We start from the raw sequence: 16,066 nt of genomic DNA, 5'->3' as shown, positions 1-16,066 counted from the left end.
GTCGTGGAAGAAAAGACCATTGTTACAACACATAAATATCATTTTGTCCCATGGGTCGTTCTGCTTGTGATCGCTATATTGGTCTGGGCATTTCTTTTCGTACACGCACGCCCTCATAAGGAGTATACCGGATACTATATTTATTGCATAAACGCCGCTGAAACGAAAATGACTTATGAGAAATATTCTCCCAAAAATAAGAAAGGAGAAGCTCTTATCAAGGAATTACTACACAACCTTCAAAAAGAGCCTTCTGATGTATCTATGAAAAAGGCTATTCCGGCCAATGTATCTGTTGATGACTTTATTCTTGATAACAACGGAGACTTGACACTTTACTTAGATGCTTCCTATGGCAATTATTCCGGTGTTAATGAGATTTTGCGCCGTGCTGCGATCGTTAAAACACTCTGCCAGTCTAAAGGTGTTCGTGCTGTGCAATTTTACGTGGCAGGGCAACCTTTGACCGATTCGAATATGAATTCCATCGGATATATGACTGCCGAAAGCTTTATTGATAATACAGACAGCGGTTCCAAATATCGTCAGACTGCAACCGTAAATATGTATTTTGCATCTCGAAAAGGAGATAAGCTTGTTGAAGTACCTGTTGAGATCACATATGATGCGACAATTCCGTTAGAGCAACTAGTCATTGAACAGCTTCTAAAGGGACCATCAACGATTGACGGCGTTTCATCCAAGGATATACAAGCAACAATTCCTAAGGATACGATCCTTAACAAAGTTACCCTGAAAGAACATACCTGTTATGTTGATTTTTCAGAACAGTTTTTAAATAAACCGGACGGGATTACAGCAGAAGTGGCTATTTATTCTGTCGTTAATACATTGATCGAACTGCCGGATATTACAAAAGTGCAATTTAGTATCAACGGCAAACAGGAATTATTCTATAACGATTCTATGCCATTTGGAGATGTATTTACTAGAAATCTTGATCTTGTCCAGTGATTCTAAAGAGGTGATTTATATTCGCAGACCCTGTGTTTGGATCTGTACGATCTGTATGTTTCTGTTGGTCTGGTTTCATGCCACGCACATGCAGGAACAATGGCAGAAGAATTATCCGTATGAGGCATTGCTCGCTAAAAATAATGATAAGATAAATGCTTGCATAAAGGGAATTTATTATCGTGCAGAGTCTACTGATTCATCCAATCGTTTATATCTCAAAAAAGTATCTGTCCATATTTCTGGACAGAAAGTATATGATTTTTCCAATATGATCGTTTATTCAGATCAAACTTCATCACTTATTCCCGGTAATACGATACAGTGTTTCGGCACCCTGAAAAATTTTGCCACGGCATCCAATCCGGGCGAATTTGACCAAAAACAATATTATCGGGAACTAAACTTCTATTATCAATTATACGCTGACCAGATCGAAGTGGTATCCGGCCATTCTAACATATTGTTTACAAAATTGGATGAAATCAGACATCGATTATCAACTTCGATAGAATCCGGCCTGCCTGATAAACAAGCCGGTATAATGCAAGCTGTTTTATTGGGTCAAAAAACAGAACTTCCCTCAGACATCAAACAGCTATATCAGCAAAACGGCATTGGTCATCTGTTAGCGATCAGCGGACTTCATGTCACGATCTTTTGTTTCGGTATTTTTCGCCTGCTGCTTATCTGCCGGCTGCCGAGGCGCATCAGTATTCTTGCAACCATATCATTTTTAATATCGTATGGACTAATGACGGGTTTTAGCATTTCAACCAGTCGTGCCGTTATCATGATGCTCTTGCTATTCGCAGCAGATCTGCTGCATCGAAGTTACGATTTACTTTCATCACTGGCAATCAGTGCCTGCATCATTACACTGCAAAATCCTTATGCTGTCTATTCCTGCAGTTTCTTATTATCTTATTTCGCTGTGCTCGGTATTGCTGCTATTTTACCCGCTCTGCAGATGATCATAGTAGGTGATTCCGAAAAGCGTCGCGCCAAACTCCGCAAAAAAAGGCGTTGGATACGGGAAAAACAGCAAAGTACGCTATTGGATAAATGCCAATGTAAACTCTCTCTTCTCCTGGAAAAAACAGCACAATCGTTATTGGCCAGTGCCGCCATTCAACTAACTACACTGCCAATCGTACTGTTCTTTTTTTATGAGATTCCGGTCTACGGGATATTTCTGAACCTCTTAGTGCTGCCACTGGTTTCTTATCTGGTGCTGATCGGCGGCATTGCATGTATACTAGGTCTGTGGCTGCCGTTTGTGTCGCATTTTTTGTTCGGCACCACCTACTGCATTCTGTCGTTTTATGAATATTTGTGCAGGCTGTTCCAACGATTGCCAATTCATTCACTGATTCTCGGGCAACCACATATATCTCGCATCGTGATATATTACATTATTCTTGCCTTATCTCTACTATGGATCAATAAACGCACGATTATCAAGCCTTATCCTTTGCTGATCTGGACTGCTGCCGTTATCCTTCTGCTTTTTCCCATTCCACGAAAATACTTTAAGGCTGTTTTTCTGGATGTAGGGCAGGGGGATGGAATTTTACTGCAGCACACCGATGGCACTACATTTTTAATTGATGGTGGAAGCACCAGCAAAAACAATATAGGAGAGTATTGTTTGATTCCATATCTCAAATCACAAGGAATTCACTGCATAGATTATATGATCATGACTCATGCTGACAAAGACCATATATCCGGTCAGCTGGAATTAATGAAGCATGTTGCAGACCGCCAGGATATCCAAATCCGCAAACTTCTTTTACCATTGCCATCGCAAGAAATGCAGAGTGAAGAAGGATATCGCCAGATGATCACTGCTGCCAAGCAGGCAGATATTCCGATTCAAACAATATGTGCCGGCGATCATCTGCAAAAAGGCGCATTATCTGTTGCTTGTCTGCATCCAAAACCTTTTTTTGATGCTTCTTCTGCAAATGCATATTCTACGACTTTAGAAGTTACGTATTATTCAACAAAGATGCTATTATGTGGTGATCTGGAAGGTGACGGAGAGCAGTATGTCTTAGAACAGTTAAAGCGTTCCGGCACCAGATTTAACATTCTAAAAGTAGCACATCATGGTTCTAAAAATTCAACCAGTGCTGAATTTCTAGCGCAAGTGCAACCGCAATATGCGATCATTTCCTGTGGTAAAAATAATCGTTACGGCCATCCGCATCGGGAATTATTATCTCGTCTAAACAGCATATCTGCACATATATTATCCACTACCGAACAAGGTGCAGTTACAGTTTATGCCGGCAGGGATTCCGTTAGCGTATTGGGCTATTTTGACAAAAACAAGTGATATTTTTGAGAATTTTTTGGAAAATTCCAATGACAAACAGTAGGAATTGTGCTACAATAAAGTAGATTTGCTATGTTTATGCAATACATTTGTTGTAGTGCGTTGCCTGCGATGAATTGCATTATGGGATATTTCCCGATTTATATAATACTATTACGATTGCAACGCAGAAATGAGGAAAACATGGATTACAAGAATGCGGGAGTAGACATTGAAGCCGGATATAAAGCGGTAGAACTGATGAAAGAGCATATTGCCGGAACGATGCGCAGTGAAGTGCTTACTGATATCGGTGGATTTTCAGGAGCGTTTTCTATGGAGGCGTTCAAGACAATGGAACAGCCTACTTTAGTATCCGGAACAGATGGCGTTGGCACCAAATTGAAAGTGGCATTTGAAATGGATCGCCATGATACCGTTGGTATTGATTGTGTCGCAATGTGTGTTAATGACATCGCCTGTGCAGGTGGTGAACCGTTATTCTTCCTTGATTATATTGCCTGTGGCAAGAATGAACCGGAAAAGATTGCTTCCATCGTATCCGGTGTGGCAAACGGCTGCAAACAGTCCGGTGCAGCTTTGATCGGTGGTGAGACTGCAGAAATGCCTGGATTTTATCCGGTAGATGAGTATGATCTTGCCGGTTTTGCGGTTGGTGTTGTTGACCGCAAAAATATGATCACAGGTAAAACAATTGCAAAAGGTGATGTGCTGGTTGGAATTGCTTCTTCCGGTATTCACAGCAATGGATATTCTTTGGTTCGCAAAGTGTTCGAAATGAAAAAAGAAAGCTTGGATAAAACATACGAGTCTCTTGGCGGCAAATCACTTGGTGAAACATTATTAACACCTACTGTGATTTATGTGAAGGCACTGCGCACGATCAAAGAGGGTGGCGTAACGATCAAAGGCTGCAGCCATATTACAGGCGGTGGTTTTTATGAGAATATTCCGCGTATGCTTCCTGAAAATGCACATGCAAATATCAAAGTGGGAAGTTACGAGATCCCACCGATCTTTGACATGTTGGCAAAAGAAGGCAACATTTCCAAAGAGATGATGTATAACACTTATAATATGGGTATCGGTATGCTTCTTGCAGTAGATGCTGCTGATGCAGACAAGACAGTAGCTTTAGCAGAGCAGGCTGGAGAAAAAGCATATATTATAGGAGAGATCGCAGAGGGTGAAAAGGGAATTTCTCTTTTGTCCTAATAATACATATTGAAACGAGGATTAGTATGCAGAAAATTGCAGTATGTGTATCCGGTGGTGGAACGAACCTGCAGGCAATCATAGATGCCGTCCATTCCGGTAAAATTCACAACACACAAATTGCTGTTGTGATCAGTAATAAAGCGGATGCTTATGCACTGGAGCGTGCAAATAATGCAGGGATCCCGGCGTTATGTATTTCCCCAAAGGAATACGAAAACCGGAGTGCTTTTGGCGAAGCAATGGTTGATGCTCTACACAAATATAATATTGATCTTGTTGTGCTGGCAGGTTATCTGGTGATCGTTCCATCTGAAATGATCGCAGCCTACCCAAATAAGATCATTAACATTCATCCATCCTTGATTCCGGCTCATTGCGGGATGGGGTATTATGGATTGAAAGTGCACGAAAGTGTTTTGGCATGTGGCAATAAGATAACTGGTGCCACAGTGCATTTTGTAGACGAAAAGGCAGATCATGGTCCTATTATTTTACAAAAAGCTGTTGAAGTAAAAAATGGAGATACTCCGGAAATTCTACAGCGACGTGTGATGGAACAAGCTGAATGGAACATTCTTCCGGAAGCAATTGATCTGATTGGCGCAGGAAAAGTTTCCGTACAGAATGGTATAGCTGTTGTAAGCCGTTAGTATCATTTCCACGGAATAAATAAACGCATCGCAGGATATGCAGAAATGAGGAAACAAGATGAAAGTATTAATTGTAGGAAGCGGCGGAAGAGAGCATGCAATTGCCTGGAGTGTCTCCCAGAGCAAACGTGTCGATAAAATTTACTGTGCACCTGGTAATGGTGGGATCGCAGAAATTGCAGAATGCGTAAATATTACTGCTATGGAATTTGATAAACTTGCTGCATTCGCCAAAGAAAATGAGATCGATCTGACGATCATCGGCATGGATGATCCTTTGGTTGGTGGCATTGTCGATGTATTTGAAGCGCAGGGACTTCGCGTATTTGGTCCACGTAAAAATGCTGCGATCATCGAAGGCTCTAAAAGTTTTTCAAAGGATCTCATGAAAAAATACAACATTCCAACCTGCCATTATGAAACATTTCATTCTCCGGAGGAAGCGTTGATCTATTTAGAAAATGTAAGTTTTCCGGTTGTGTTGAAAGCAGATGGTCTGGCACTTGGAAAAGGTGTATTGATCTGTCAAAATCTGCAGGAAGCAGAGGCAGGTGTTACCTCATTAATGTTAGATAAACAATTTGGAGATGCCGGCAACACTATCGTCATAGAAGACTTTATGGTTGGTAGAGAAGCTTCTGTACTTTGCTTCTGTGATGGTACACATATCAAACCGATGACCAGTGCACAAGATCACAAACGTGCCAAAGACGGAGATCAGGATTAAACACCGGAGGAATGGGAACATTTTCACCGAGTCCGTTTTATACGCCGGAGATTCAGAAGTTCTGTGAAGAACAAATATATCAGCCAACAATGGATGCTATGAAAGCAGAAGGAAGAGATTTCGTAGGAATACTTTTTGTTGGCCTTATGATGACGCAGGACGGTCCAAAAGTATTGGAATACAATGCAAGATTTGGCGATCCGGAGGCACAGGTTGTTCTGCCTCGCATGAAAAACGATATTATCGATGTTATGGAGGCTTGTATTGACGGAAAGTTAGACCAAGTAGATCTTCAATTTGAAGATAATGCGGCTGTCTGTGTTGTATTAGCTTCTGATGGCTATCCGGAACATTATGAAAAAGGGAAAAAGATTACATTTCTGAAAGATTTTGCTTCGGAAGACGGTTATTATGCATTCCATGCCGGAACAAAATTGACGGAAGACGGTTTAGTAACCAATGGTGGAAGAGTATTGGGCATTACTGCCAAAGGTGCTACATTGAAGGAAGCGCGTAAAAATGCATATAAGGCAACCGAATGGGTTACTTTTGATAATAAATATATGCGTAACGATATTGGAAAAGCAATTGATGAAATATAAAAAGGAGGATAATATATGTACTCATTTGAAGAAGTAGAACGTTTTGATCCGGAAGTTGCAGCAGCAATGGACAAGGAGACAAATCGTCAGCGTGATAACATTGAATTGATCGCTTCTGAAAATTTAGTAAGTAAAGCGGTTATGGCAGCCATGGGCAGCACATTGACTAACAAATATGCGGAAGGTTACCCTGGCAAACGCTATTATGGTGGATGCGAATACGTTGATATTGTTGAAGATCTTGCAAGAGATCGTGCTATGAAGTTATTTGATTGTACATACGCCAATGTACAGCCGCATTCCGGTGCACAGGCAAATATGACAGTATTTTTTGCTTTGCTGCAGCCGGGAGATACCTATATGGGCATGAATCTTGATCACGGCGGACACTTGACACATGGAAGTCCGGTCAATATGTCCGGTAAATATTTCCATTGTGTACCTTATGGTGTAAATGACGATGGTTTCATTGATTATGATGAAGTAGAAAGTATTGCTAAGAAATGCAAACCAAAAATGATCATTGCCGGTGCAAGTGCATACGCTCGTAAAATTGATTTCAAGCGTTTTCGCGAAATCGCAGATTCTGTGGGAGCTTATTTGATGGTTGATATGGCTCATATCGCCGGCTTAGTAGCAGCAGGTGTTCACGAGAGCCCAATTCCATATGCTCATGTTACCACGACGACAACCCACAAAACATTACGTGGACCTCGTGGTGGAATGATTCTTTCCAGCGAAGAATTTGCGAAAGAGATCAATTTTAACAAAGCGTTATTCCCGGGTATTCAGGGTGGTCCTTTGATGCATGTGATCGCAGCAAAGGCTGTCTGCTTCAAAGAAGCGTTACAGCCGGAATTCAAAGAGTACGGTAAAAATATTATTAAAAATGCACAGGCACTTTGTAAGGGGTTACAAAACCGCGGCATTAAGATTGTTTCCGGTGGAACAGATAACCATTTGATGCTTGTTGATCTTGCAGATAAAAATCTAACAGGTAAAGACGTAGAAAAATGGTTGGATGCAGCACATATCACATGTAATAAAAATACAATTCCTAATGATCCACAGTCACCTTTTGTAACGAGTGGTATCCGTTTGGGAACAGCCGCAGTGACAACAAGAGGTTTTAACGAAGCTGATCTTGATATGGTTGCTGATGCGATTGCAATGATCATTGCAGATCCGGAAGGCAATAAGGCAAAAGCAACGGAAATCGTAAAAGGTTTGACAGACCGTTATCCGTTGTACGAATAAACGAGAAGGAAACAAAGGTATGAAAGAAATGAGGTGTACGTATGAGTGACAAACAAGGAAATGTGCCACAGTTTAGCGATTATGAAAAAGAATTGCTTTTAGATGGAGGATGGCAGTGTTCATTTTGTGAACGTGTCAACGCCAATTATGTTGGTTCTTGCGCATGTGGACACAACAAAAAAGACAGCGATTTAAATCGTCTTGGTTTATATGAAGAATATGTAGAAAAAACCGGTCAGAAATTAGAGACTCCGGCAGCACAGATGGCTTCTGCAGAAGAGGCTAAAGAGGATGCTGCGTCAGTAGAGACTACTGTTTCACAGCCGGCTCAGCCTGAGCCGGAAGCTCCAAAGCCTGTCAAAAATAAATATATTTATGAAGATACAGAGCTTGGAGAATACGAGCAGGATTTAATTGACGATGGAGGATGGCAGTGTGGATTTTGCCGCCGTATCAACGCATATTATATTACCTCATGTGCCTGTGGTCACAACAAAGACGATAGTGATCTCAAGCATCTTGGTAAATATGTGGATCCGGAGGACGAATATTATGAGGATGACGAGTACTATGAGGAAGAGGATGAAGTTGCAGCAACAGAAACTCCAGCTTCACAGCCGGTAACTCCACAGGCAGTGCCTCCACAGGCTACAGTTTCTCAGGCCGCACATACAGCTACACCAGTTCAGTCTGGTGCACAACCGCAGGCTAGACCGGTACAGCCACAAGCTCAGGCAGTCCAGCCGCAGGCTTCGGTTCAACCTCAAGTTCAGGCTCAACCTGTTCAGCCACAGGCTTCGGTTCAACCTCAAGTTCAGGCTCAACCTGTTCAACGGCAGGCTTCGGTTCAGCCACAAGTGCAGGCACAACCTGTTCAACAGCGAGCATCAGTACAGCAGGCTCAGCCTCAGGTTCAAGCTACTTCTGCAACACCGGTTCAGCCTGCCAAAGTACAGCAGGCAGCTACACCGGTTCAACCTAAAATTCAGGCTCAGCCAATAGCAAAACCAGAGTCGCCATTTATTGATTATGATGATGAAGAACCAGTTGCGGCTACAGCACAGACTCCGGTTCAATCTCAGGTTCAGGCTCAACCTGTTCAACAGCAGGCTCCGGTTCAACCGGCACAGCCACAAGTGCAGGCACAACCTGTTCAGCCGACACCGGCTCAACCTGTTCAGCAGCAAAATCCGGTGCAAACACAACCGGCTCAACCAGCTGTTGATAACTCAGCGCAGAATGCAGCAACTCTTAAGTCAAACATCGAAGATCAGATTTTAGAAGATCTAAAGAAAAACAACTACTCCGATGTTGCTATTGTGCGTGCTAACCGCAAATATAAAGAACTTGTGAAAAAGGGCATTATGACACAAGATGAGTTTAATACGAAAATGCATGAATTATTACCAACAGAAGAAGAACCGGAAGAGGAAGCTGCTTCTGATGCGGAAAACGCAGAAAGCAATGAATAATATAATATAATATATTACATATTTATTGCTTAAGATTGGAGAGAATCAACCATGAACATTGAGATTAATGTTACAAAAATTGTTAAATATGTTTGCGTAACCGGAGCAGTTATTGTTGCGATCATATTTGGACAAAAAACATATGCAGAGTATATTCATGCGAAAAATAGGGAGGAACAGTAAACGTTTTGTTTCTGTAACAACAGCATATGAGTAAAAAATTATTTATCGCTGAGAAACCAAGTGTCGCAAAGGAATTTGCTAAGACACTTGGCGTCTCGGGCAATGCAGGACAGGGTTATATGGAGTCACAGGATTACATTGTTACTTGGTGTGTTGGGCACCTGGTTACAATGAGTTATCCGGATGCTTATGATAAAGCATTAAAAAAGTGGACTCTACAAACCCTGCCTTTTTTGCCGGAAAAATTTCTATACGAACTTATTCCAGATGTAAAAAAACAATTCAATATTGTGGCTGGTCTTTTAAATCGCGAAGATGTATCTACCATTTATGTATGCACTGATTCCGGGCGCGAAGGGGAATATATCTACCGCTTAGTAGATCAGATGGCACATGTTCCGGATACCAAGGACAAACGCAGAGTATGGATTGATTCCCAAACGGAAGAGGAGATCAAGCGCGGCATTACCGAAGCAAAACCACTTTCTGAATATGATAATCTTTCCGCTTCCGCCTATCTAAGAGCCAAAGAAGATTATTTGATGGGCATAAACTTTTCGCGCGTATTATCACTGAAATATGGACGTCCCGTAATGGATTACCTTAACACCGGTAAGTGGTCTGCCATTTCAGTCGGTCGTGTCATGACTTGTGTTCTTGGAATGGTAGTTCGAAGAGAACGTGAGATTAGAGAGTTTGTGAAGACACCATTTTATCGTATTTTGATGAAATGTAATCTGGAAGGGAAACAATTTGAAGGTGAATGGCGTGCGGTTGAAGGCAGCCAGTTTTACCAATCACCGAAACTTTATAAGGAAAATGGGTTCAAAAACCGCGAAGATGCCGAACAGCTTTGCAAAACCTTAACCTATGATCCTTTGCAGGTGATCATTCAAAAAGTAGAACGCAAAAAAGAACGTAAAAATCCACCCTTGCTCTTTAATTTAGCGGAATTACAAAACACATGTTCCAAATTATTTAAGATCAGTCCGGATGAAACACTAAAAATTGTACAAGAGTTATATGAACGTAAGCTTGTTACATATCCCCGTACGGATGCACGTGTACTTTCTACTGCTGTAGCCAAAGAGATATACAAAAATATCGGTGGTTTACAAAATTATTCCCTGATTGCTCCCTATGCTGCAAAGATTATGGAGCAAAAAGCCTATGCCGGGATTGCCAAAAGCCGTTATGTAAACGATAAGCAGATTACGGACCATTATGCGATCATTCCAACCGGACAGGGGTTAAATGCACTCGGCAACTTAAGTGTGACAAGTCAACGAGTATACGAAGTGATCGTCCGTCGATTTCTCTGTATCTTTTATCCGCCTGCAGAATATCTAAAGATCGGGGTGACTGCAAAACGTGATACAGAAACATTTTTTGCAAATTTTAAGATTTTAGTCAAACAAGGTTATTTGGAACTTGCGACTGCATCTTTTGCTAAGAAAAATATGTCCACTAACGCATCTGTTTCCAAAAACAGTGAGAATTCTATGGAAACTGTCACTTTTGACGAGAATCTGATCACGTCAATCCAAAATCTAAAAAAAGGAATGGCACTTCCGGTGGAAGAATTCTTTATTAAAGAAGGAGAAACATCTCCACCAAAGCGCTATAACTCAGGTTCGATCATTTTGGCTATGGAAAATGCAGGACAACTGATTGAAGAAGAGGAACTGCGAGCACAGATAAAGGGAAGCGGAATCGGCACCAGTGCCACACGTGCCGAGATCTTGAGTAAACTAGTCAAGATTAAATATCTGAAATTAAATAAAAAAACACAGATCATCACACCGGAATTACTCGGTGAAATGGTATATGACGTTGTTGATGGTTCCATACGTTCTTTGCTAAATCCCGAACTGACTGCAAGTTGGGAATTAGGCTTGACACAAGTTGCTGAAGGACAGATCACAGAGGAACAATACATGGCCAAATTAAACGGCTTTATTACCCGTCGTGTTCAATATGTCAAACAAACTGCTAATCAAACGGCTCTTCGTCAACAATTTGACAAAGCAGCTGTATATTATAAGAAATGAGGTGTTTCATATGTATGATTCAATGAAAAACAAAAATTTATTTAATATGGAGGAGACGATAGCAAAAGATATCTTTGAAGACTGCGATTATCCGTGGGAAGTGCTTCCAAAGATCGAAGCTTTTATTTTGGAACTGGGTAAAACTCTTTCGGAAGATGAGTATGACTGCATTGATGGCAATATCTGGATCGCTAAGTCCGCAACAATCGCACCAACTGCATCGATCACAGGACCATGCATCATTGGTAAAAATACGGAAGTAAGACAATGTGCATTTATCCGCGGCAAAGCAATTGTCGGCGAAAACTGCGTTGTTGGTAATTCTACCGAATTAAAAAATGTCATTTTGTTTAATAATGTCCAGGTTCCACACTATAATTATGTCGGTGATTCAATTTTGGGATTTAAATCGCATATGGGTGCCGGCTCCATCACTTCTAATGTAAAATCAGACAAAACCAAAGTTACGATCAATTATCAGGGCGAAAAACTTAATACCGGACTGAAAAAAATGGGTGCAATTCTTGGAAATTATGTAGAAGTAGGATGTAACAGTGTTCTTAATCCGGGAACAGTGATCGGAAGCAATACTAATGTTTACCCATTGTCCAGTGTTCGTGGTTTTATTCCAAGGGGCTGTATTTTTAAGAAACAATCAAATATCGTACAGAAAGACATATAATGCGAATATAGTCGTTGTCATTTATTTCTAACCATCTTTTTCGTCAGATTTTTTAAGAAATATTGGCGAAAAGTGTAGACTAATTGATAAATTTGTGCGAAAATGGTCATAGAACTGTGGAAATATTTCTGCAGAGAAAAAGCAAATCGAAAGGAGCATAAACATGATTTATTCACAGGAAGTAGAAAACATGTGCCCAGTTGCTCAGGGTGTGCATCACGGTGCAGCGCCAATCCCAGAGGAAGCAAAATGGGTTCAGGCAAAGGAAGTAAAAGATATCTCTGGTTTTACACATGGTGTAGGCTGGTGTGCACCACAGCAGGGTGCTTGTAAGATGTCTCTTAACGTTAAAGAGGGTATCATTCAGGAAGCATTAGTAGAGACAATCGGCTGCTCAGGTATGACACATTCTGCTGCTATGGCATCAGAGATCCTTCCGGGTCTGACTGTTATGGAGGCACTGAATACTGACCTTGTATGCGATGCAATTAATACAGCAATGAGAGAGCTCTTCTTACAGATCGTTTATGGTCGTTCACAGAGTGCATTCTCTGAGGATGGACTTGCTATTGGTGCTGGTTTGGAAGACCTTGGTAAAGGACTTCGTTCTCAGGTTGGTACAATGTACGGAACCTTAAAGAAAGGTCCTCGTTACTTAGAGATGGCTGAGGGTTATGTAACCGCTATCGCTTTGGATGAAGAGGATTTGATCATTGGTTATAAGTTTGTAAACCTTGGTAAAATGACTGACTTCATCAAGAAGGGTGATGATCCTAATACAGCTTGGGAGAAAGCTGCCGGACAGTACGGTCGTGTTGACGACGCAGTGAAACTCATCGATCCAAGAACAGATGAAGAAATCGCAAAATAATATAAAGGAGGCAAACATAACATGGCATTATTTGAATCATATGAAAGAAGAATTGACCAGATCAACGCTGTATTAAACAGTTATGGAATTTCTTCTCTTGAAGAAGCAGAAAAAATCACAAAAGATGCTGGACTTGATGTATATAACCAGATCAAGGGCATCCAGCCAATTTGTTTTGAGAATGCATGCTGGGCATACATTGTAGGTGCAGCAATTGCAATTAAGAAAAACTGCCGTCGCGCAGCAGACGCTGCAGCAGCAATCGGTGAGGGACTCCAGTCTTTCTGTATCCCTGGTTCTGTTGCTGATACTCGTAAGGTAGGTTTAGGACATGGTAACCTTGGTAAAATGCTCCTTGAGGAAGAGACAAAATGTTTCGCATTCTTAGCCGGACATGAGTCTTTTGCAGCTGCCGAAGGTGCTATCGGTATCGCAGAAAAGGCAAACAAAGTACGTAAAGAGCCTCTTCGCGTTATCTTAAATGGTCTTGGTAAAGATGCTGCTCAGATCATCTCTCGTATCAATGGTTTTACATTCGTTGAAACTGAGTTTGATCCATACACAAATGAAGTAAAAGAAGTATTCCGCAAATCTTATTCTGAGGGTCTTCGTGCTAAAGTAAACTGCTACGGTGCAAACTCTGTACCAGAGGGTGTTGCTATCATGCACAAAGAGGGTGTTGACGTATCTATCACAGGTAACTCAACCAACCCAACTCGTTTCCAGCATCCGGTAGCTGGTACTTACAAGAAAGAATGCTTAGAGCAGGGTAAGAAATATTTCTCCGTTGCTTCCGGTGGTGGTACAGGTCGTACACTTCATCCAGATAATATGGCAGCAGGTCCTGCTTCCTATGGTATGACAGATACATTAGGACGTATGCATAGCGATGCTCAGTTTGCCGGTTCTTCATCCGTTCCTGCTCACGTTGAGATGATGGGACTGATCGGTGCTGGTAACAACCCTATGGTTGGTATGACAGTTGCTGTAGCTGTTTCTGTACAGGAGCTGCTGACGCTGGCAAGTTCTAATCTTGTAATTGTTCAATAATAATGTACAATAATAGAAGAGCAGATCAGACAATCGTTGTTTGGTCTGCTTTTTTATTGCCATTATAATGGGAATCCTATATAATAGCGGTGGCATTTTATGACATAATGGACAGAAAGGTATGGTGTTTCGAATGAATTATACGAAATTAACGAACAACTTAATTGACTTAGTGAAAGAAGAGCAGGCAAAACTCGGCTATCGAAAAGAAGCAATCCGTTTATATTATCCATTAAGTAGCTTACAGCATATATTAGGCACAACGGATTCTGCAGAACAATTAACAGAAAAATTACAAAAAGAAGCTGATTTTGCAAAAGATTCTCTTGGCACTTTGGATATATCCTGTCAAAATGACCGGTTCTGCATTGGTATTCCTGCCGTTGGATCTGAATGGGTACACGATCATATGCAGCCGGCAGAATTTATCGTATCTCTCGTGGATCTTGTCGGTCGTCATGGCTGTACAATGGAAGATATCTTTGCATTATTTCATGCACAGGATCAACCTGTTGAAATACAGGAAATTAAAAACGGAGAATTTGACTATCGCATCCGCTTTCTAGAGGGCGACGACCCTTATTATTATTGTTTTAAGGACGAGGAGATCCATATTATATATCATCGTTTTCTACCGGAGGATTATGAGGATTTCAACTTTTAAGATCCGGTTCTAAGCATGGAAATTCAGAATTTTTGACACCGCTATCTTTTTAACATAAAACGAACATATTTCGACTATTAATAAAAAACCGAAAATATGTTCGTTTTTTATTGACAAACATTTGTTCGTATAGTATATTATATACAGAACAAGCGTTCTGTATATACAAAACCTTTATTGCTGACATTTACCAGATTGCATCGTAGCGATGCAGAAACGAGGTGTACTATGAGAACATACAATGGAAAAAGAATCCTTATCACATTAACTTTGGCTTGTCTGCTTGTATTTGGACTGGTGCGAGTATGTAATTCTTCTGAGAGTAGCGCACAAGCCTCAGTGGATCAATCAAAAATCAGTTATGTTTCTGTATTGATTCATTCTTCTGATACATTGTCAAGCATTGCCAATGAATATTATTGCGATGCGTTCGGCTCTGTTCAGGATTATGCCGAAGCCATCCAAGAATATAACAGTTTAGACAGCGATCTGATTTACGCCGGAAACCATCTTATGGTTCCTGTATATCAAGCCAATTAATCCAAAGAAGATTGTATCATCTGCATAATGAAACGAGCATATTTTTTCTCGCCATGCGGATTAAGATGTACACCGTCCTGATAAAACCAATCCGGATGTTTTACTCCTTCTTTTGACCAATAAATGCGCTGTACATTTTTATTGGCTGCAACAACCCGTTGGATCGTATTATTGACATCTTTTTGAATGTCTAAATGTTTTCCATACGTATCGATCCAATAAATGGTTCGATCCTTGCCTAAATAATCAATCAATTTTTGACCGCTCTTTGAATTGAAGTTGCTATTGGTTCCCAATGCAATAATGACAATATCCCCTAATTTGTGTTTCTTGTCTAATTGCTTTGCAACATCCAAAGCCTGTACCACTTGTCTGGAAATTTTCGCATCCACAACTGCATTTTCACACTGTTGTTGAAACGCTACAGATGCTCCTAAAAAGACAGAATCTCCAATCACGGTAACAAGGTGTCTCTTGGTAACCGCTTCTTTGCTTGTATCTGCCGGCATATTATCTGCCGGAACTGCAGTATGTAACGCAGATGTTGGCTGCGATGGAAGAGTAGATGTACCCTCAACTTTTTTCCCCTTCTCCTCATTTATAAGTTGCTGTTTTTCACGAAGATCCGCTTCTAATTTTCTGGTATCAGAAGCCGGAGCTTTTATAATTCCATAAGATGCAACCAGTATACATAAAAGCAACCCCAAAGCCTTTATGTTTATATTTCGTGATGTTCTTCCTGTGTATTTCATGTTTCCTCCAATCTACTTAATGATATTT

At 40.9% G+C, this 16,066-nt stretch carries 14 protein-coding genes and 1 pseudogene; 14 read left to right on the top strand and 1 reads right to left on the bottom strand.

Features of this window, described 5'->3' with window-relative positions; genetic code table 11:
- Nucleotides 1-3: 3 nt before the first annotated feature.
- The 14 genes and pseudogenes from DW981_RS00555 (at nt 4) to DW981_RS00495 (ending at nt 15,286) form a co-directional block, all read left to right on the top strand.
- Nucleotides 4-975, top strand: a complete 972-nt coding sequence (locus DW981_RS00555) for a GerMN domain-containing protein (RefSeq protein WP_022025379.1) — start codon at nt 4-6, stop codon at nt 973-975.
- Nucleotides 941-3,319: a DNA internalization-related competence protein ComEC/Rec2 gene (locus tag DW981_RS00550; protein ID WP_118506384.1), complete on the top strand. Its 2,379-nt coding sequence runs from the start codon at nt 941-943 to the stop codon at nt 3,317-3,319. Before DW981_RS00555 ends, DW981_RS00550 begins: the two co-directional genes overlap by 35 nt.
- A 183-nt stretch (nt 3,320-3,502) precedes the next feature.
- Nucleotides 3,503-4,534 (top strand): phosphoribosylformylglycinamidine cyclo-ligase, encoded by a 1,032-nt coding sequence (purM, locus tag DW981_RS00545; RefSeq protein WP_118506383.1) that lies wholly within the window; start codon nt 3,503-3,505, stop codon nt 4,532-4,534.
- A gap of 26 nt (nt 4,535-4,560) precedes the next feature.
- Complete coding sequence (gene purN, locus DW981_RS00540) at nt 4,561-5,187, top strand: phosphoribosylglycinamide formyltransferase (protein WP_022025383.1); 627 nt, start codon at nt 4,561-4,563, stop codon at nt 5,185-5,187.
- A gap of 58 nt (nt 5,188-5,245) precedes the next feature.
- A pseudogene (gene purD, locus DW981_RS00535) lies at nt 5,246-6,516 on the top strand (phosphoribosylamine--glycine ligase).
- Nucleotides 6,517-6,531: 15 nt separating this feature from the next.
- Nucleotides 6,532-7,773 (top strand): serine hydroxymethyltransferase, encoded by a 1,242-nt coding sequence (glyA, locus tag DW981_RS00530; RefSeq protein ID WP_022025385.1) that lies wholly within the window; start codon nt 6,532-6,534, stop codon nt 7,771-7,773.
- Nucleotides 7,774-7,814: 41 nt separating this feature from the next.
- Nucleotides 7,815-9,245, top strand: a complete 1,431-nt coding sequence (locus tag DW981_RS00525) for an SHOCT domain-containing protein (protein ID WP_118506382.1) — start codon at nt 7,815-7,817, stop codon at nt 9,243-9,245.
- Between the two features lie 51 nt (nt 9,246-9,296).
- A complete protein-coding gene (locus tag DW981_RS15845; RefSeq protein ID WP_022026174.1) occupies nt 9,297-9,428 on the top strand; it encodes a hypothetical protein in 132 nt (43 codons plus the stop codon).
- A gap of 26 nt (nt 9,429-9,454) precedes the next feature.
- On the top strand, nt 9,455-11,479 hold the full coding sequence (locus tag DW981_RS00520) for a DNA topoisomerase (protein ID WP_022026173.1): 2,025 nt from the start codon (nt 9,455-9,457) through the stop codon (nt 11,477-11,479).
- A gap of 10 nt (nt 11,480-11,489) precedes the next feature.
- Nucleotides 11,490-12,161 carry a hypothetical protein gene (locus DW981_RS00515; RefSeq protein ID WP_022026172.1) on the top strand — a complete coding sequence of 224 codons (672 nt, stop codon included), beginning with the start codon at nt 11,490-11,492 and terminating at the stop codon, nt 12,159-12,161.
- 163 nt (nt 12,162-12,324) lie between these two features.
- Complete coding sequence (locus DW981_RS00510) at nt 12,325-13,032, top strand: hypothetical protein (RefSeq protein WP_118506381.1); 708 nt, start codon at nt 12,325-12,327, stop codon at nt 13,030-13,032.
- 21 nt (nt 13,033-13,053) lie between these two features.
- Nucleotides 13,054-14,082 (top strand): GGGtGRT protein, encoded by a 1,029-nt coding sequence (locus DW981_RS00505; protein WP_118506380.1) that lies wholly within the window; start codon nt 13,054-13,056, stop codon nt 14,080-14,082.
- Between the two features lie 133 nt (nt 14,083-14,215).
- On the top strand, nt 14,216-14,746 hold the full coding sequence (locus DW981_RS00500; RefSeq protein WP_118506379.1) for a DUF3877 family protein: 531 nt from the start codon (nt 14,216-14,218) through the stop codon (nt 14,744-14,746).
- A 228-nt stretch (nt 14,747-14,974) separates the two neighbouring features.
- Nucleotides 14,975-15,286 (top strand): LysM peptidoglycan-binding domain-containing protein, encoded by a 312-nt coding sequence (locus tag DW981_RS00495; protein ID WP_022026168.1) that lies wholly within the window; start codon nt 14,975-14,977, stop codon nt 15,284-15,286.
- Here DW981_RS00495 and DW981_RS00490 read toward each other — a convergent pair.
- Entirely contained in the window at nt 15,283-16,038 is a 756-nt protein-coding gene (locus tag DW981_RS00490) for a hypothetical protein (RefSeq protein WP_022026167.1), read from the bottom strand. The two genes, DW981_RS00495 and DW981_RS00490, sit on opposite strands and share 4 nt — an antisense overlap.
- Between the last annotated feature and the right edge of the window lie 28 nt (nt 16,039-16,066).

Origin of the sequence: Clostridium sp. AM49-4BH (assembly GCF_003478335.1) — a bacterium.
Taxonomy (GTDB): Bacteria; Bacillota; Clostridia; order Lachnospirales; family Lachnospiraceae; genus Butyribacter.
The sequence above is the reverse complement of the archived record's forward strand: the minus strand, read 5'-3'. Positions and strand labels throughout refer to the sequence as shown.